At 67.2% G+C, this 18811-nt stretch carries 15 protein-coding genes and 1 pseudogene; 2 read left to right on the forward strand and 14 right to left on the reverse strand.

Features of this window, described 5'->3' with window-relative positions:
- Positions 1-241: 241 nt before the first annotated feature.
- The 3 genes from FIV43_RS10860 to FIV43_RS10870 form a co-directional block, all read right to left on the reverse strand.
- The gene (locus tag FIV43_RS10860; protein ID WP_141014140.1) at positions 242-1642 is read right to left on the reverse strand and encodes an O-antigen ligase family protein; all 1401 of its coding nucleotides are present in this window, start codon (positions 1640-1642) and stop codon (positions 242-244) included.
- A gap of 27 nt (positions 1643-1669) precedes the next feature.
- Entirely contained in the window at positions 1670-2431 is a 762-nt protein-coding gene (locus FIV43_RS10865; RefSeq protein WP_141014141.1) for a Wzz/FepE/Etk N-terminal domain-containing protein, read from the reverse strand.
- An 81-nt stretch (positions 2432-2512) separates the two neighbouring features.
- Positions 2513-3178, reverse strand: coding sequence for a hypothetical protein (locus tag FIV43_RS10870; protein ID WP_141014142.1), 666 nt, complete (start codon positions 3176-3178; stop codon positions 2513-2515).
- A 231-nt stretch (positions 3179-3409) separates the two neighbouring features.
- Between FIV43_RS10870 and FIV43_RS10875 the strand changes: the two genes are divergently transcribed.
- Entirely contained in the window at positions 3410-4588 is a 1179-nt protein-coding gene (locus FIV43_RS10875; RefSeq protein ID WP_141014143.1) for a glycosyltransferase, read from the forward strand.
- Here the strand turns inward: FIV43_RS10875 and FIV43_RS10880 are convergent.
- The 11 genes and pseudogenes from FIV43_RS10880 to FIV43_RS10925 all read right to left on the reverse strand — a co-directional run bounded on the left by FIV43_RS10880 (position 4535) and on the right by FIV43_RS10925 (position 17833).
- The gene (locus FIV43_RS10880) at positions 4535-5770 is read right to left on the reverse strand and encodes a glycosyltransferase family 4 protein (RefSeq protein WP_141014144.1); all 1236 of its coding nucleotides are present in this window, start codon (positions 5768-5770) and stop codon (positions 4535-4537) included. The two genes, FIV43_RS10875 and FIV43_RS10880, sit on opposite strands and share 54 nt — an antisense overlap.
- Positions 5767-7215, reverse strand: a complete 1449-nt coding sequence (locus FIV43_RS10885) for a lipopolysaccharide biosynthesis protein (protein ID WP_141014145.1) — start codon at positions 7213-7215, stop codon at positions 5767-5769. Before FIV43_RS10885 ends, FIV43_RS10880 begins: the two co-directional genes overlap by 4 nt.
- Positions 7215-8330 carry a DegT/DnrJ/EryC1/StrS family aminotransferase gene (locus tag FIV43_RS10890; RefSeq protein WP_141014146.1) on the reverse strand — a complete coding sequence of 372 codons (1116 nt, stop codon included), beginning with the start codon at positions 8328-8330 and terminating at the stop codon, positions 7215-7217. The genes FIV43_RS10885 and FIV43_RS10890 overlap by 1 nt, the downstream gene beginning before the upstream one ends.
- On the reverse strand, positions 8327-8977 hold the full coding sequence (locus FIV43_RS10895) for a DapH/DapD/GlmU-related protein (protein WP_141014147.1): 651 nt from the start codon (positions 8975-8977) through the stop codon (positions 8327-8329). Before FIV43_RS10895 ends, FIV43_RS10890 begins: the two co-directional genes overlap by 4 nt.
- Entirely contained in the window at positions 8974-10116 is a 1143-nt protein-coding gene (locus tag FIV43_RS10900; RefSeq protein WP_141014148.1) for a DegT/DnrJ/EryC1/StrS family aminotransferase, read from the reverse strand. Before FIV43_RS10900 ends, FIV43_RS10895 begins: the two co-directional genes overlap by 4 nt.
- Complete coding sequence (locus tag FIV43_RS10905; protein ID WP_141014149.1) at positions 10113-11111, reverse strand: NAD-dependent epimerase/dehydratase family protein; 999 nt, start codon at positions 11109-11111, stop codon at positions 10113-10115. Before FIV43_RS10905 ends, FIV43_RS10900 begins: the two co-directional genes overlap by 4 nt.
- A complete protein-coding gene (locus FIV43_RS21450) occupies positions 11108-11605 on the reverse strand; it encodes a Gfo/Idh/MocA family oxidoreductase (RefSeq protein WP_196781140.1) in 498 nt (165 codons plus the stop codon). Before FIV43_RS21450 ends, FIV43_RS10905 begins: the two co-directional genes overlap by 4 nt.
- A complete protein-coding gene (locus FIV43_RS21455) occupies positions 11548-12156 on the reverse strand; it encodes a Gfo/Idh/MocA family protein (protein ID WP_196780764.1) in 609 nt (202 codons plus the stop codon). The genes FIV43_RS21450 and FIV43_RS21455 overlap by 58 nt, the downstream gene beginning before the upstream one ends.
- A gap of 136 nt (positions 12157-12292) precedes the next feature.
- Complete coding sequence (locus tag FIV43_RS10915; RefSeq protein WP_407938897.1) at positions 12293-15628, reverse strand: DUF4082 domain-containing protein; 3336 nt, start codon at positions 15626-15628, stop codon at positions 12293-12295.
- Positions 15611-17055 (reverse strand): annotated as a pseudogene (locus tag FIV43_RS23810) (N,N-dimethylformamidase beta subunit family domain-containing protein); the annotation flags it as partial. The pseudogene FIV43_RS23810 and the gene FIV43_RS10915, both read right to left, overlap by 18 nt.
- Before the next feature lie 16 nt (positions 17056-17071).
- Complete coding sequence (locus FIV43_RS10925; protein ID WP_196780765.1) at positions 17072-17833, reverse strand: glycosyltransferase family protein; 762 nt, start codon at positions 17831-17833, stop codon at positions 17072-17074.
- 366 nt (positions 17834-18199) lie between these two features.
- On the opposite strand from FIV43_RS10925, the gene FIV43_RS10930 reads away from it, so the two are divergent.
- Positions 18200-18805, forward strand: coding sequence for an acyltransferase (locus FIV43_RS10930; protein ID WP_141014152.1), 606 nt, complete (start codon positions 18200-18202; stop codon positions 18803-18805).
- Positions 18806-18811 lie beyond the last annotated feature (6 nt).

The raw sequence follows: 18811 nt of genomic DNA on the forward strand, positions 1-18811 counted from the left end.
CTCCAGAACCTGAACTAGCCGAAATGGCAGTCGCCGATAGAAGGAGCGCATCAAGCGGGGCGGGCCTGTTAGCAACCGCTGATCGAGGAACGTCAAGTCGGCATCAACACCATGTATCCATGATCTCGGTTCTGCGCCTGCCAGAATATGCGCTGCCCGCTCGTCCACGTAAGGAGGAGTGAACTCGGTGTTCGCGACCACGAGCACGCGCATTCGCGGCTCGGATCTACTGGGACCGGCCTTACCGGGCGCACCACTCACTACGCCTCCCCTTTCCCAATCTCGGGATAGTGTTTCCCACCACGTTGGGAGGCATCGTCGATGTCAACCCGATCAGCGCCCGCGCTGGCTCGCCAGGCTGTGCAGTGAGCGACTTCACATACTGCAGCCGCGATAGACGTTGGAGACAGCCGCTGATACCTATGCTCATGAAAAAGAGGCCGGCCGCCTGAGGAAAGCTGAACGCGTCGAAGAGCGCCAGCGAGACGGCACCGGCCACTATCGCCGCGAGGGCAGCGACGGCCAGTACTCGATCGTGGGCGTCGTCGAAAACCCGTGCGGAACGTCCCGCAGCGGCGCTGGCGACAGCGACAAGTGCCAGCAACCCGACCACGCCGACCAACCCCGCACCCATCAGGAGGTTTAGGTACTGATTGTCGAGAATCCAATACTTCGGCAAGAAGGTCCCGACTCCGCGACCAAACCAGGGGTGGTGTGACCAGAATTCTCCGACAATGACATAGCTGTTCGTTCGCGACTTCACGCTCGGGTCGCCAGATGCCCCCTCAAACAGGCCTCTGATCGTGCCGACGAGTCCAGGCATCGCGACGAACAAGACCGCCATCATGACCACCGAGCCTCCGAGCGCCAGCAGCCTGGTCCGCCCCCGCCAGGCGGCGAGCATCACCAAGAAGGCGACCGCTCCGCACACGATCGCAGTTCGCGACCCGACTAAGAGCAACTGAAGGGGCACCAACACGGCAATCGTTCGATACAACCAGGAATGATGTCGCGCGCGTGCTGCTACAGCGAGCGCAAATGGCATTCCGATGGCGAGAAAGGCCGCGAACTCAATTGGATGAGTTGCGGTGCCGCTGGGGCGGGTGATCGCACCTCTTTGTATGACACTGAGACCTTCGGCGGCAGATAGGCCCGGGACGGAGATACGGTCCACCCACACCTCCCCGGTGGCCATCTGAAACATTGCCAGAGCCGAGACCGCGCCCATCCCGAGCACAATGCGTTCGACGAGCTTCCAAAGCTGATTCATCGAACGGATTCCTTCGCAAAGAAGGCACACGACTCCGACCGCGCCTACCATCTTCAGCAATGCGCCGTCGGCCGGGCTCCTTTCGTCGCCCGGAAGCGGGAGCAATGCCGAGTTCACATAGGACACCAGGATCGCTGCCAGGAAGACCAAAGCAGCATTTCGTACCATGTTCGGCAACGTGGGAGCAGGCTCGCTGCGGTTGATTTGCTCCCATCCCCAGGCCAGGGCGCACGTCAGCGCGATGAGGGTCGATGGACCGCCCACCTGCCCGAGTGCGCCGATGACCATCGGCGCTGGGACAACTAGAAGGGTAATCCAGTACGCGGTCAACAAGCGAGTGCCGTCGAAGCCGCTCTGCGTCACCGTCACCATCGACCAGCATCTCCTGTCAGTGGCGGCTTAGCGGCGGCGATTCAGTCGGTAGGGAACCGCCCGCGGACCAGCGGCGGCGGCGTCCGACTCGAACCGCAGGGCAATCGGCGCCCGCGGCTCGGCGACGACCGCTTCGTCCTCAGTAGCCGGAGCGTCGGCGTTCGACCTGCGGGCAGCGCGAGCCCGAAGGAGACCGTCAATGGCTCCGATGGCCAGCATTAAGAGGAGTGCAAGGCCCGCGCCACCCACCAGCGCCTGGCGGATCTGTCCTTTGTGACTGACTTCGGGAGTGGTGTCCTCAAGCACATCATGCGATGTGATCTGTGCGTCCTCCTCAACACCCAAACCGGCTTGGAGCTGCGCCAGTTCGGTCGGAACCATAGCGGTCAACTGGGCTGCGGCGGCGCTCGCCTCGGCGTCGGACGAGGACGTTGCAGTGATCACCACGACCGGAGTCGACGAAAGAATATCCGGCTCAATGGCGAAAGCCGTGGTCGGATACGCTTTCGCGAGGTCGGACTGGATGTCCCGGGCGCTCAGTCCGTTGATGAGGATGTCCCGCGACTGGGTGAGCGATCCAAGGTAGAAGAGCGGGTTTCCTTTCGTGTAGTCGACGGTGTCCGGCTCTTGAACTCGGGACAACTCCGGCGGTAGCAACAACACAGTTGAGCTGTAGCTGTAACTCGGGCTCGCTCTGAGGCCCAGTGCCACTGCGCCAGCAACGGTCAGAACTATCGCCGCGAGCGCGAACCAGCGCCGGCGCCACAGAACCTCGACGATACCTTGCAAGTCAGTTCCTCCTACTTACGTCGTACGATGACTTCCCTCGTTTTCGCTCTGCACGTCGTTGCGAACTGATACGGCCGCCTTTCACCTGGCGCCCCTCCCTTCACGCAAGCGATGCCACGCTGGCGCAATACGCCGGTCGGCCAGGAGTACCGCTCCCACCAAGATGAGTCCGCCCAGCAGGACGATGCCGCCCAACGCTCTGCTTCTACTCACCGGTACAAGAACGACCGAGGTGTCGTCACCGGATGACTCCTCGATCAGGGTCCGATTCCGGGGCGCGACCTCAAACTGGACCTCACGCTCGGCGACAGCGCTCCGCACGTCCGCAACAGCCCGCTCCAACCTCGCCTCGACAATCTCCACCGAGGGTCCTGCCGCTTCGACATCGATGTACGCGTTGCCAGCTGCCGGTGTCCACTGTCCACCGGTGGCGCGGACTTGAACGAGCACTCCATCGGTGACCCCTAGCCCGACTAGGGTCGCGTCCGAGGACGCCGCGTGTACCGCCAAAGGCGACTGATTGACCTCCATGACGCTTAGGGACGCCACCGCGACTGGTGCCCGGTCTAACAGCACGTTCCAAGTGCCGGTGGTCACTTTGGGGGGCAACACGACCAATGTGAGTCGTCCCCAGTAGGTGTCCGCCGGCTTCAGGAGTACTGGCCCTGCTAGTCCCAACATGAGCACCACGACCAGGCCGACGTACCAACGTCGCCCCAGCGCGGACAAGAAGTCGGCGACGGTCACCGGCCCACCGAGCCGCACATCGGATCTGAACTACCGAGCGGCGAGGTCGCCACACCCACCGCGACGTGAATCCCCATGTGCGCTCACTACTCTCGGAATCGGGACTGACGACCCCATTTGACGGCCTGGAAGGACCTCATCCCACGGCAACGGCACCGCTGTACTTAAGGTTGGGGATGCCCGACTCGCACTCCGGGCGAATGTGATGGAGAAACGTGCCACGATGACGTCATGGCAGACGGACTCTCGGGGCGGCCCTTGGTGGTTTGGCAGGCCGGAGTGACCTGGGACGACGTGGTCGGAACGGATCGACAGCTCGTCAAGAAACTGACATCTACGGTCGATATCCTTTGGATAGATCCGCCACGTTCTGCTGCCCATGTTCGCCCCCTGCGCCCATCCGCTGCACACTCTTTCGTCACCGAGGTCGACCACGGCATTCGCCGGCTGATCGTGACCACGACCCCTTTCCCCCGGCGCCGTGGGGTCAGCGGCCTGACGACACGGCTGCTCCGCCGCGCGATCCGACAAGCCGTGCGTCGTGACGGCCGCCAGCCGCTTGCGACGGTGGGAACGAATCCGTACTTCGACGCCGACGCTGTGCCTGGTGTGCGGGCCGTCTACTACGCCACCGACGACTTCGTTGCTGGCGCGCGACTCATGGGCACGAGTGTCCGGCAGATCGGACGCTGCGAGCGCCGCGCTGTCCGTGGTTCTGACGAAGTCGGCGCCATCACTCACGCGGTTGCGGAGAGATGGGAGGGAGCGACACGTCCACGCTTTGTACTGCCTAACGGTTGTGATGTTGACCACTATGCCGATCTGGAGTCTGGGGACCGCGCCGCCGATGTTGCTTTGTCGCGCCCGGTTGCCGGGGTCGTCGGCCAACTGTCCTCTCGGATCGACCTTTCGCTCCTAGAGGCGGTGGTTGACTCGGGAATCTCCATCCTTCTGGTGGGCCCGATCAGCCCCGGCTGGGAGACGGCGCGCGTCGCCGCGCTGATCGATCGCCCGCAGGTCCAGTGGGTGGGTTCTCGGCCGTACGGGTCACTGCCGTCGTACCTCCGCGCGATGGACGTCGGTCTCACCCCCTACAGGAACACTGCGTTCAATCGAGCCAGCTTTCCGTTAAAGACTCTGGAGTACCTCGCGGCCGGGCTCCCCGTCGTCTCCACTCCCTTACCGGCCGTCACTGCCCTCGACACGTCACTGATCCACACTGCCAAGGGTCCGGCGGAATTCGCCGCCGAGGTGGCCTCCGCACTCGCGACCTCCACCGCTGCGGCCGCGGTTGAAGGTCGGAAATTCGCGCGTCGACACAGTTGGCAACGCCGCGCCGACGCTCTCCTCAGCGTCCTAAACGGAGCTGACCCCGAGGACTGGACGGGCGTTGAAGTCGTCGGCGGTTGATGCTCCGGCGGCGATCGCGCGTCGGCAGCGGACCTTGTAGGCGATGAGCCCCCCGGAAGCGTGGGCTAGTCCGGCGAACTGCGACAGTGTGCCGCGGGGGCGCTCGATTGCGAGATTGTATAACTCCTCCTGCCGGCGGGCAGCGGAATCTAGACTGAAGCGATCCTCGATCACCTGACGCGCGTACTTTCCGATCCGCATCCGCTCACCACCGTCCTTCAGCAGGCGACCGAGGAGTTCGACCAGTCGTCGGACGGCGTCCGACGGAGTGAGATCGCTGACGCCGTACCAGCCTTGCTCAAAAAACTGGTCGACCGTGTTCGGCTCCAGCAGCTCGAAGAATCCGCGCTCGCCCTGAACGACTAGCGGCTTTGCGAAGGCAGCGGCACGAAGAGCGGAGCCTCCCATCCCCAGGCAGACGTCCGCGCTGGCGTAAGCCCATCGCGGATCGGGCCACTCCCCTGCCACCACGACGACCACACGCCCCAGCCGGTTGTTGACTGCTGCCGCGTGCTCTTCGACCTCCTTCCGAGCTGGCCCGTCCCCAACGATGACGAGTTGCAGTGCGTGATCCTCTCCAAGTCGGTCGCACGCTGCGATCGCCGTGAGGATCCCCTCAAGTTTCAACTCGGGAACCAGCCGCGAAACGATCACCACACGAATCGCCTCGGCGCTCAAGCCGGGAATCGCGGGCACCTCCACGGAGACGGTGGGCCGATTGCTGCCGGTGTCCACCGGCGGCTCAATCAGGTGGACCGGGCCCCTACGCGTGGACTCGGCGACCGCCTGGATAGCGGCCGTGCCGACAACTAGTGGCACCGATGACGGCAGGAACGGCGCCACCGCCATCGACATGATAGTGCCCAATGCCTCCGTTCGGGTGCCAGTCGTTGCCGCCTCGGCTTCGAAGATCGTCGGCCACTCGTAGCCGTGGACGATATCGATCCCCCTTGCGCTCGCGATGCGCCGGAGGTCGAGCGCAGTCCCAACCCCCGGACGGAAACGGGAGCGACGCCGTGCGAGGTGCTCGAGCCCCAGGTGGCTCACCCGCTCGACCATCGGCCCGTCGTCGGAGTACACGATGACCTCGTGTCCACGGTCGCGTACGGCGGCGGCAAGCTCGACGGCGTTCGTCTGGCTGCCACCGATCTCCATGCTGTGCGGATAGACCAGGATCCTCATCGAGGGTCTCCGGTCTGGAATACCTTCAGGTCGTCTCGGCAGCGCCACAACTGGGCGGTCGCGGCTGTGCCGGTCAGCGCACCCACGATCACGAGTGAGACCCAGCCTCCGGGGAATGCAGCAAGAGACACGATCAAGAGACCCGCCAACCCGAGGGCGAGCCCGGACGCCATCGCCACGGCCGCCAGAATCCCCTTTAGGTGCTGCCCCGAGCGGGCCAGCTCTCCCACGTACATCGGGAGGCTAAGCGCCACGCCCACGAGAAAGACCGCGAACGCCGCACCTTCCAGCCCACCGGTCCGAATCCCGATCCACAGTGCCGGGGCGAGCGCGACGATCCACACCACCTGCAGGACCAGGATCGAGTGAGACCGTCCGAGTACCACCAGGTAGTCGTATGCCAGCTCGAACAGGATCCGGACGGCGGCGAGCAGCGCCAACCAGCGCAGCACGGGTGCCGCCGGCAGCCACTCCTCGCCGTAGATGAAGCCGACCACCTCCGGTGCGGCCACGCTGAGTGCCACGCAGACGGGAAGCGCGACCCCCGAGAGCGGCCGCAGCACGCGCGGGAATGCTGCCCGCATCGCCCCTGGATCGTCCTGAAGGCGCGCGAACAACGCGGGAGCGACCATCCGTAGGGGTTGGGAGAACATCGTGACCGGCCAGTTGGCCAGGTTCGCGGCCAGCACGTAATAGCCCAGGTACGTCGCGCCGAGGACGCTCCCGACGACCAACTGGTCGACGAACCCGACCAGGAAGACGATGACGCTGGCTCCGGCCAGCGGCACGCCGAACCCCAACAGCGCTCGAACCCTGAGGCGGTCCAGGCCGAAACGGTACGGCAGCGGGGAGTAGCGAAGCAGGAGTAGCGCCGAGAGGACGGCGCCGGACAATCTTCCCACCACCAGCGCCATCGCCCCGAGCCCGAGAAGCGCCAGGCCGACCGAGGTCACCGCTCCGACCCACACATTGACCTGATCGGCAATCGTCCGCTGGTCCTGCCGGAAGTAGCGCTGCAGCAGCGCGGCGGGAGTCGCAACGACTCCGTTCACCAGGATGCAGAGGCTCAGCAGCTGGACTACGATCGCCGCCTCGGGATCTCCCATCGCTCGGGCGAACGCTGGGGCGGCGACGATCGTCAGCACGGTCAACGCCGCACTCATCGCGACGGAGATCGTGGTCACTGTCGGCGCGATGCCGGCAGGATCGTCGCGCCAACGCACGATGGCTAGGCTCACGCCGAGCTCATTGAAGCTAAGGATCGCCATCAGTGCCACCATTGCGACAGCGAACGATCCGAACTCCTCCGGTCCCAGGATCCGGGCGAGGGCGATGCCGATCGCCAACGTGCCGAACTTCGCGAGGGCCGTGTTGGCGAAGCTCCACACGAGCGCCTGGCTGGCGCGGCGACCTCCTGCAGTCCGCTGTGCTTCCGTCGTCGTCATCAGGCGTCCGACGTGCCCACCGCCCGCGCCAACGTCGACGCGACGTGATTCTGCTGCTCCGCGCCAAGGTGTGGGAACATCGGGAGCGAGAGGATCTGGGAAGCCGCCTCCTCAGCCACTCGGAACGCTCCACGGCCAAGCCCGAGGTGGGCGTACGCGGCGGTCAGGTGGACGGGCGTCGGGTAGTGGATGCCGGCGCCGACGCCTGACTCGGCCAGCGTGTCCAGGACCCGGTCCCGGTCGTCGACGCGGACCACGTACAGGTGCCACACGTCCTGATTGCCCGGCGCGCTGCGCGGAGTGCGGACGCCGGGGATGTCGGCGAGGAGCTCGGCATAGCGGTCGGCCGCCTGACGACGCAGGTCGTTCCACTTCTCCAGGCGGCCGAGCTTGGCACGGAGGTAGACGGCTTGGATCGCGTCGAGGCGTGAGTTGCGTCCGACCACGTCGTGGACGTACTTGCTGGGCGAGCCGTGGGCGGCGATCACCCGCACCCGCTCCGCGAGCTCGGGATCGTTGGTCGTGACCGCTCCGGCATCGCCAGCGGCGCCGAGGTTCTTTCCGGGGTAGAAGCTGGTGGCCGCGACCCTGCCCAGGGAGCCGGCCGCACGACCGAGACGCATTGCTCCTTGGGCCTGGGCAGCGTCCTCGAGGATCGGGACACCGGCTGCATCGGCGAGACCCTGGAGCTCGTCGACGAAGGCGGTCTGGCCGAACAAGTGGACCGGTGCGATCGCCTTGGTACGCCCGGTGATCGCGCGCTCCACCTGCGCGGGGTCGATCAGGAGATACTCCTCGTCGACGTCGACGAGGACCGGCGTCGCGCCAGCCAGGGAGACGGCCTCGGCCGTCGCGATGAAGGTGTTGGCCGGCAGGATCACCTCGTCGCCCGGGCCCACGCCGAGCGCGCGCAGCGCGAGCTCGAGCGCATCTGTGCCGTTGGCGACTCCGACGCAGTGGTCGGCGCCCACGAAGGCGGCGTACTCCTCCTCGAGGGCAGCGACCTCAGGGCCCCCGATGAAGCCGGTCGTCGCGAACACCCTGTCCAGGGCCGGACGGATCTCGTCCGCGATCTCGGCGTGCTGGGAGGCCAGGTCGACGAGCGGGATCTTCATGAGAGCTGCCTCGCGGGGTTGTGAATGGGCTGCGCCGGGACTCCGACCCAGGTCTCGCCGGCAGGGAGGTCCGTCAGCAGCGCTGCACCCATGCCGAGGGTGGCGTCGACACCGACTCTCGCGCCCTGCCGCACGGTGGCGTTCATGCCGAGGTACGCGCCCTCCCCCACCGCGGCTCCGCCACCGAGACTCACCCCGGCACACAGGGTCACGAAGTCGGCGAGGACCACGTCGTGGGTGAGAGTCACGTTCGGCATGACGACGACGTGACGCCCCAACGTGACCGCCGAGGTCAGCACGGCGCCGGCGAGGATGATGCTGCCGGCGGCGACGGTGCTGTCGTCGGGCACCTGCACGGAGGGGTCGACGAAGGTGGTGAAGCGATCCTCACCGACGCCGAACCCCGCCAGACGGCCGACGATCGCGCGGCGCGCCCGACCGCTTCCGGCGCAGACCAGCACCTCGTGGTCGTCGTACTCCCGCGCCAGCCCGATGTCACCCACGATCGGGACGCCGTCCAGGTCGCTCCCCCAGCGCCCCTCATCGTCATCGACGACATGGACGTCCGCGTAGACACCAAGGCGCCGCTCGACCGCGAGCACCTCTCGCGCGAGGCCGCTGGCAGCGACCAGGAGCAGGCGTCTCATGCCTTCGCCGCCGCAGAGCGCAGGACGTCGATCACCCGGGTCTGCTCGGAGTCCGACATCTGATGGAAGAGAGGCAGGATGAGGGTGTTGTCCGTCAGACGCTCGGTGGCGCGCAGGCTGGCAGCTCCGTGGTCCCCCGTGCGGTAGGCCGGCTGACGGTGCGCGGCCATGATGCCCCGCCGGGCGGACACCTCCGCCTCGGCGAGCCGGACCATCAGCTCCTCGCGGTCGAACGGGGAGGCTTCCTCCACCTCCACCCAGAACGACTGGTAGTTGCACGTGCCCCAGGACGGATCCGTGACTGCTCGAAGTCCATCGATCTCCGCGATCGCCTTCTGGTAACCGGCCGCGAGCGAGCGCCGACGCTCTACCACCTCGGGCAGACGGGCGAGCTGGACGAGGCCGACAGCAGCCTGGAGGTCGGTCATCCGGAAGTTGAACCCGACCTCGGCGTACTCCTCCGGTGGAGCGAGGACGTTCGCATGCCGCGCCGAAGCCGAAGCACTCATCGCGTGCTCCCTGAGTCGACGCGCACGGGTGGCCCATGCGGCATCGGCGGTGGTGACCATCCCACCTTCTCCGGTGGTCAGGATCTTCCGTGGGTGGAACGACCAGGCGGCGATGTCGGCGCCTGCTCCCACCGGGCTCCCGCGGTACGTCGACCCCGCCGCACACGCAGCGTCCTCGATCACCACGATGCCGCGCGGGTCGCACAAGGCCCGGACCGACTCCAGGTCTGCGGGCACTCCTCCTTGGTCGACGAGGACGACCGCTCTGGTGGCGGGCGTGAGCGCGACCTCCAGGGTCGCGGCGGTGAGGTTGCCCGTCGTGGGGTCCACGTCGGCGAAGACGGGGCGAGCACCGACGTACGTCGGTGCGTTCGCGGTGGCGATGAACGAGAACGACGGCACCACCACGTCATCCCCGTCGCCGACACCCGCCACGAGCAGTGCCAGGTGCAGCGCGGTCGTGCAGCTCGAGGTCGCCACGGCATGCTCCGCGCCCTGCATGGCTGCGAAGGCGGTCTCGAACTCCGCGACCCGCGCCCCCTGCGCCACCCAGCCGGATTCCACGACCGCCGCCAAAGCTGCGATCTCCTCCTGACCCATCCAGGGCTGCATCACGTTGATGCGGGTCATCGCGCGCCGACCTTCGGGCGGCCGGCGGCGATCTCCGCGCGCAGCGGACGCCACCACTCGACCAGCTCACGCAGCCCCTCCTCCAGTCCGACCTCGGTCTTGAAGCCGAGGTCGCGCGCTGCGGCGGTGGTGTCCGCAAGACGACGGACGACGCCGTTGACGGCACGCTCGGGACCATGCTCGACACCGAGGTCGGACCCCATCACCCGCAGCAACGTCTCGGCGAGCTCGAGCAGACTCGTCTCGGTGCCGCTGGCGACGTTGTAGTGACCGTCGTGGACGTCGGCGGCCGCGGCCAGGACGTTGGCACGGGCGATGTCTCGGGTGAAGACGAAGTCCATCGTCTGTTGGCCATCGCCGAAGATCAGCGGCGGCAGTCCGTCGGCGATGCGCTCCATCCACCGCACGAGCACTTCGGTGTAGAGGCCGTGCACGTCCATGCGGGGCCCGTAGACGTTGAAGTAGCGCAGCGCCACGTAGTCCAGGTCGGCCATCGACCGGAAGCTGCGGAGCATGCTCTCGTTGAACGACTTCGCCGCGCCGTAGAACGTGTCGTTGTTGTGATGGTGATGGCGCTCATCGGTCGGGAACGTCTCGGCCAGACCGTAGACCGATGCCGACGATGCCGCGACGATCTTGTCGACGTTCGCTGCGGCTGCGGCTTCGATCACGTTGAACGTGCCGTCGACGAGCACCTCGAGCGCCAGGCGCGGCTCCTCGGCACACTGGGTGATCCGGATCGCGGCCTGGTGGAAGACCAGGTCCTTCCCGGCACACAGATCGTGCACGAGTTCGCGGTCCCGTACGTCGCCCTCGACGAGGTGGACCCGACCACTGCTGATCGCGGGCTCAAGGTTCGCGAGACGCCCTCGGACGAGGTTGTCCAGCACGTCGACCTGCTGGACGTCTGCGTCCAGCAGGTGGTCGACCAGGGTGGAGCCGATGGTGCCGGCCCCTCCGGTCACCAGGACGCGTGCTCCGCTGAGTGCGGTCATCGCACGATCTCCAGTTCGGGCTGGTCGGTGGAGACGACATCGACGAGCGCCCCGCGCGCCCTCAGGCTGGTAGCGGTTGCCTCGAGGACCGACAGCACGCGCAGACCCGCGGCGCCGTCGGTCTGCGGGGGCCGTTCGTCACGGATGCTGGCCGCGAACTCGCGCACCATCTCGCCGAGTGCCTCCCGTTCCTGCAGTGCCGGGGCCCAGGTGTCGCCGAGCCGGTAGGAGATCGAGGCGGTCCGCCGGTCCGCGCTGTCGACACTCTGCTGGACCAGGTCTACGCCACGGTCGAACACGCTGAGCCGCTGCTGGGGGTTGAGGTCGTCCCACACGAGTGTCCGCTTGGTGCCACCGATGACCATCTGGCGGATCTTCGTCGGACTGAGCCAGTTCACGTGCACGTGCGCCATCGCGCCCCCGGCCAGTGGAAGGGTCAGGTACCCGACGCACGACTTCCCGGCGCCGACGGGATCGGCACCCTGAGCGGCCACGCCTTCGGGCGGAGCCCTCCGGGAAGGATGTAGTCGAGGATGGAGAGGTCGTGCGGCGCGAGGTCCCAGAAGACGTCGACGTCAGGTTGCACGAGGCCGAGGTTGATCCGCACCGAGTCGACATAGAGGAGGTCGCCGAGGGACCCGCTCGCGACGAGCTCCGCGATCTTCTGCACCACCGGGGTGTAGCAGAAGGTGTGGTCGGTCATCAGGGTCAATCCGTTGCTGCGGGCCAGCTCGACCATGGTCCGCCCTGCGGCGACGCTGTCGGCCAATGGCTTCTCCACGAGCACGTGCTTGCCGGCGGCCAACGCCTGGCACGCGATCGCCTGATGGGTCCGTGCCGGAGTGGCGATCGCGATCGCATCCACGTCGTGCCGGGCAAGGACCGCGCTCAAGTCATCGGTGACGTCGACCCCGCTTCGTTCGCCGACCACCTTGCGGGCGCGGTCCGGGTCGAGGTCGCAGACGGCGACCAGGTCCCACTCCTCACTGGTGCGGAAGTTGCGGATCAGATTGGGGCCCCAGTACCCCGCTCCGACGACAGCCACGCCGAGACGCTCAGATTCCATCGGTCCCCCATCGAGTCGGACCGCCCCTCGACAACGGCCCCGGTGCGCACCATTTCAGTCGGCACGCCCCGGGGCCGCCGAGAAACGCGTGGGGGTTACCCCAACTTGGGGAGCCCTAGTTCTGGGTCCGGAAGACCACGTCGACGAAGTAGTTCGTGGAGTTCCAGGACCCGGTCGGGAAGCCGCCGCCGGCGCCGTATCGGTAGCGGCCGTTGCTGCCCGCGGGAGCGGTCAACGGCCCCGAGGTCCGAGCGCTGCTGAAGTAGGCAGGCGTGCCGGAGTAGTGCCCGTTGGGTGCGTAGTAGGACACGACGTAGGTCTGGCCCGGGGTGAGCGCCACCGGCGAGGCCAAGGTCGCCGACTGCCAGCCCGATGCCGTCTCGCCGGTGAACGTGACCGTTGCCAGTCGTGTGCCCGCCGATGACCAGAGCGATCCCGTGTGAGTGCCGGTGTTGCCCGCGCCCTTGTAGAACTTGATGGCCGTCACCGTGCCCGCGACCGATGGGACGAACGCCATGCCGAGCTCGACCGCATCGCTGTCGTTGATCGACGGGAGCGACGGGGTCACCCCGGTGAGCAACGAGGTCAATGTGGAGGCGCCCGCCTCCGTGCGGAACGACCACGTCTGGTCGGCCATCGTCGCGCCGTCGGTCGACTCGATGCCGGCGACGGTCACGGTGAGCGGAGCGTCCGCCGGCAACTGCGCCGCCGGCGTGAAGGTGACGGTCTGTCCGTCGGCCGAGAGGGCGGCGGTGCCGGGGATCGTCGTCGTCCCCTGCTTCACTGTCATCGACCAGCCGGTGTCGAGTGGCGCCGAGAACGTGATGCTGGGCTTGGCGGAGCGGGGGACGTCCGTGGCGCCTGAAGCGGGCGCACGATCGAGCACGGAGACGGTCGACGGGGCCCGTTCGAAGACGACGTCGACGAAGTAGTTCGACGCCCCCCAGGAGTAGATCGGGAAGCCGCCGGCCGCGCCGTAGAGATAGCGACCGTTGTTGCCGGCCGGAGCCGTCAGGTCGCCCGAGGTGTAGCCCCCGTTGAAGAATCCGGACGTGTAGGAGTAGCGCCCACGAGGCGCCAGGTACGACACCACGTAGGTGGTTCCCGCCGTCACCTCGACCGGATTGGCCAAAGTGGCCTGCTGCCACCCGGTGGCGCTCTCGCCGGTGAAGGTCACCGTCGCCAGCCGAGTGCCCGAAGACGACCACAGTGACCCGGTGTGCGTGCCGGTGTTCCCGGTTCCCTTGTAAAAGCGGATCGCGGTGATCGTGCCGTTCTTGGTCGGCGAGAACGCGGTGCCGAGCTCGACGGCGGCCCCGTCGCTCGCGGCGGCGACCCCGGGAACCACGTCACCGAAGAGGGTCTGGGCGGTGGTGGAGTTCGCGGCACGTGTGTGGAAGGTCCAGGTCTGGGCGGCCAGCGACACCCCTTCGAGGGAGGTCACCCCGGTGAGCGTGACGGTGATGTAAGCATCGGCTGGCATCGCGACGCTCGGGGTGAAGGTGAGGCTCGTGCCGTCGGAGCTGAGCGCAGCGACTCCCGGCAGGGGTGTCGTTCCCTGCGTGGCGCTGATGGAGTAGCCGGGCCCGATCGCGGCGGAGAAGTCCACCTTGATCGGTGCCTGGCGCGGCACGTCCACCGCACCCGGCGCCGGGTCCTGGCCGGTGATGTTGAGCGTGGGTGTGCCCTTCTCGAAGACCACGTCGACCAGATAGCTGGACGGTGACGTCGATGACGGGAAGCCGCTTCCGTAGGTGTAGGCGCCCGAGGATGACGTCACGTTGAGCGGCCCCCGCGAAAGGTCACTGGTGGCGAAGGCGTTGGGCGTCGCCGAGTACCGGCCGACCTCGGTGCGGTACGACACGATGTAGTCGGTGTCCTTCGTGATCCCCACCGGCTCGTCGAAGGTGAGCGTCTGCCAGCCCGTCGTCGACTCGCCGGTGAAGGTGCCCTGCGCGAGCAGGGCGCCCGATGCGGACCACAGGGAGCCGGTGTGGGTGCCGGTGTTGTTGACGCCCTTGTAGAACCGGACACCGGTCACGGTGCCGCCGACATCCGCACTGAATCGCATGCCCAGCGTGACAGGGACCGTGTCGGGGTCCTGGAGCAGCGCCGGGAGGGTGTCCTCGTCGAAGATCGTGCACGGACAGACGCCCGGAGTCGCCGGCGGCTTCGCAGTGCGGAACGACCAGGTCTTGCCGGTGCTGACCTGGTTGCCCTGCGTGTCGGTGCCGGAGAGGCTCGCCGTGTACTGCACGAAACCGGCTAGGTCGGCCGACGGAGTGAAGCTGACCGTTCGTGTCGCCGCGTCGTAGGCGGTCGTGCCGTTGACGGTCGTGCCGTTGCCGTCCTTGACGACGATCCCTGCCGAACCCTGGACGAGCGGTTTGGAGTACCTCGCGGTGATCGTCGTGGAGCGCGGCACCGACGACGATCCTGCCAGCGGCCAGTGGTTGGTCGCGGTGAGCGGGGACTCATCGGTGGTCGTGTACAGCACGTCCACGTAGTAGTTGGAGTTCTGATAGCTGCTGTTGGGGAACCGCCCGGCGTTGCCGTAGACCCCGGCGGGCGCCGCACCGAATCCACCGTCGACCAACAGCGGGGAGGCGTCGACCCCGGCCGAGGTGAAGGCGTTGGGCTCGATCGCGTATCGCCCGTTGGGCACCGTGTAGGAGACGACGTACGTCTGCCCTGCAGCGACCGCCACCGGCGAGGAGAAGGTCGCCGACTGCCACCCGGTGGCGCTTTCGCCGGTGAACGTGACCGTAGCGAGCTGCTCGCCGCTGCTCGACCACAGCGAGCCCACGTGTGTGCCGGTGTTCCCGGCGCCCTTGTAGAACCGGACACCGGTGACGAACCCGTCGTTGGTCGCCGAGAACCGCAGCCCGAGCTCGGCAGAGTCGTCGTCGGCCGCGGCGGTGATCTTCGGCACCTCTTCACCGAAGACACTGCACGGGCAGGTCACGCTGACCGCCCGGGTGGTCGCGGTGCCGATGTTCGCGCTGTCGTCCACCGCGCGCACGCGGATGTCGTTGGCCCCGCGCCCGTGCTGGATGTAGGTGTAGCTGAATGCGTTCGTTCCCGTCGCCGGGTGCCAGGTGCTGCCCCCGTCGGTGGACACCTCCACCGCGGCGACCACTCCGCCGCCGGAGTCGGTCGCGGTGCCGCTGACGGTCACCGACGTGCCATTCGCCTGGGTCGATCCCGCCGCGGGAGCGTTGAGGGAGACGGTCGGTCCGGTGATGTCCGTCGATGGCGTCGCCGCCGCGAGTGTCGACATCAGCGTGGTCGGTTGGGCGCCCATGTCGGCGAGCAGGTTCACCTGCGCCTGTTGCATGCGGCGATCCGCCGACTCCTGCGCGAAGCCACTGTCGTGCTCCTCGTCGAGTCCCCACGTCCACTGCACGGTCCCCGCGCTGAAGACCAGCGCGCCACTCGGTGCGCGATACATCGTCAGGTGGTGGGTCGTCGTGCCGGGCGCCACGTTGTTCCCGTAGTCCTGCAGGTACTCGGGCACCGCGCCAGTCGTGGTCGAGAGTCGGATCAGGCCCTCCGGCCTCGAGCCGTTGTCCAGGTCCTCGTTGGACTCATACCCGACCGTGTGCGGGGCGAGCGTGGTGCTAGAGCCGGACATGGTCGCCAGACCGCTGTTGCGCCACAGCCGGGTCTTGCCCTGCGCCGCGCTGACCGACAACGCCAGGTCGCTGTAGTTGACCATGTAGGCGGTGCCGGTCAGCCCGTTCTCCGGCATGCCGCCACCCCGGCTCTTGGGAGCGAAGCGGGGATCGCGCCAGGTGCCGGTCCACTCCTCCGACGGGTCGATCTTGGAGTTCGACCACGTCTCCTTGTAGCTGACGAGCGTGCGGTACGGCGTGTTCGACGCATCAGCCGACGCCTCGTAGCGGGTCTTCCAGTAGATCTCGTTGCCGCTGAGGAACTGGAGGTTCACCCCGGCATCGCGGGCTGCCTCGACGTTTGCTCGCTGCGCCTTGCTCCAGTACTCGTCGTGCCCGACCGAGAGGAACACCTCGTGGTTCTGGAGGAGTGACCCGTAGCGGTCGGAGTCGACGCCGGCCAAATAGCTGACGTCGTACCCGTTGCGCTCCAGGAATCGGACCATCGGATACTCGTTGGCGAAGAAGAAGTCGCGCCCCCAAGGGACGTCGCTGCGGGTGGTGACCGGGCGGTTGTAGCTGATCTTGTAGGCACGCCCGTTGTCGGCGCCGCGGTAGAAATTCGAACCGCCGTAGGCGTTGTACGCCTGCCAGGTCGGGTCCGAGGTCTGGAACACGACGTCGGAGTGGCTCGAGTCGTCGCGCACCACGAAGGTGATGTGGCTGGAGTCGTTGCGATCGGCGCGATGCAGACGCGCGATGTACACGCCGGAGACCGCCTCGGACGGCACGTCCACGTTGCCGAGACCGCCCAGTTGCCGCAGTCGTACAGCTCGGTGCTGGCGTCGGTGATGCACTGTGGCTGGGTCTGCGGCAAGGATGCGGATGGATCGACAGTGTCGATCTCGCGGGCTCCGTCGCCGCCGTAGTACCCGATCCGATAGATGGTGATGTCGTAGTCGGATGCGTTCGTGTCGATCTTGAAGTCGATGCTGTCGCCCACATCGACGCTGATGTCGGTGGCGAAACCTTGGATCGATTCGTCCCCAGCGCCGTCCACGTCCCACACCGATGGGTCGGTTCCGGGCTTGCTGTTCTCGCAGGCGATCTCGTTGCCGCCAGGGCCGCAGACGGCTGCCGCCGCGGGCGAGGGGCTGACGGTCACGATCGAAAGACCCGCGAGCGGCACCAGCAGGGCCATCCACCCGGCGGCACGACGCCGACGACGGGTACGGGCGGAGCTTTTCCCGGAGTAGTTCGACATCTCGATCTTCCTCGTCTCAACTCGCGTCGGTCGCGGTGACCCGCGAGCTCTCGTCACGCAACCAAGTGGTGAAGTCACCGGCGCGCACCGCGCGCCGCGACTTCCAACGGGCGATCAGCCCGATCCCGAGGAATACCGGCAGGCGCAGTCCGACCGCCGGCTCTTGTACTGCCAATCTCGCCAGCACGGCCGGGCTCGTCATCGACGACCGATGACGAACACCCAGCTCGGTGGCCTGGACGTTGCCCGTGACCACCCGCACCCGCCTTCGCAGCAGGTCACCTGTCGTCCGAGGCGGACGTACGACGACGTGCGCGTCGTCCACGACCCGCCGCTCGTGGTCGTCGAACGCCTCGGAGACGGTAAGGTCGTCACTCATGACCGACGGCAATCGGTCCACCCGACGCTGGCCCTCTGCGGACAGCGCGATGACGCCGCGGCCGAACAGACCCCGTCGGACTTGGGGCAGGGCCTCCCAGACGCGGTAGTAGCTGCGCACCGACCAGGAGGCGCCCGCCATCGGCATCTCTCTCTTGGGCGCCGCAGCGTGCACGTCTCCACCGAGGGCGTCCACCAGAGTCAAAATGTCGGGACCCGAGATCGAGACGTCGGCGTCCAGGTGGACACGCGGCAGCACCGTCGCGACTCGATTGCCGACATTCACCGCTGCGGCCTTCGACGGCTCCGGCACCTCCACGACACGCACGCCCTCGACGGTGCGTGCGCGGGCAGCCGTGTCGTCGGTGCAGCCGTTGCACACGACGACCACCTCCAGCATTCCATGGGGGCACGCCGTCGACCAGATGCTGGAGATTGGCGCCGATCACGGCGCCCTCGTTGTGAGCAGGGATGACCACACTGACAACGGCACCGCCGTCGTACCGTCTTTGCTGGTCCGGCCGCACGCTCTTCCACCTCCTGAGGCATGGCAGCACGCGAGGCGCTGCACCACGTCGCCACCTTCGGCCACCGGACGCCGAGCGGGCGGCGAAATCGGCCTCGTTCCCTGCTATTGGGTACCTATCCCGGAGGCCAATCTGCGAACAGTGTCCGAAGGCCGCCTTTGGCCCCCGAGCATCACCGTTTTTGAGGACGCGGTGAGCTCGATCTGATGGTCGCGGCCGGTGGCGGCTCGGATGGTCCCATGACCGTCTCCCCGGCCCGCCTCGAACCGTCCGCCGACGTCGACGACCGCGCCTCGATCGGCAGTGGGACACTCGTCTGGCACCTGGCCCAGATCCGAGAGCAGGCTGTCATCGGTGACGACTGCATCATCGGTCGTGGGGCCTATGTGGGACCCGGCGTACGCATCGGCGATCGCTGCAAGGTCCAGAACCACGCGCTGGTCTACGAGCCGGCGGTCCTCGAGGACGGCGCCTTCGTCGGCCCCGCGGTCGTATTCACCAACGACTACTTCCCGCGAGCGGTTACTCCCGAGGGAACTCTCAAGACCGGCGACGACTGGGAGGCGGTCGGTGTCGTCGTGCGCACCGGCGCCTCAATCGGCGCGCGGGCGGTCTGCGTCGCTCCGCTGACGATCGGGCGCTGGGCGATGGTCGCCGCCGGCTCAGTGGTCACGCGGGACGTGCCCGACTTTGCACTGGTCGCCGGAGTGCCGGCACGCCGGATTCGCTGGGTCGGACGCGCCGGCACACCCCTGGAGCCCCTCGGCGACGGCCATCACCGCTGCGCGGAGACCGGCAGAACCTATGTCGAGCACGGCGGGACCCTGACCGAACGGGAGTCCTGAGCCGAC

This window comes from Nocardioides sambongensis (assembly GCF_006494815.1).
Lineage (GTDB): Bacteria > Actinomycetota > Actinomycetes > Propionibacteriales > Nocardioidaceae > Nocardioides > Nocardioides sambongensis.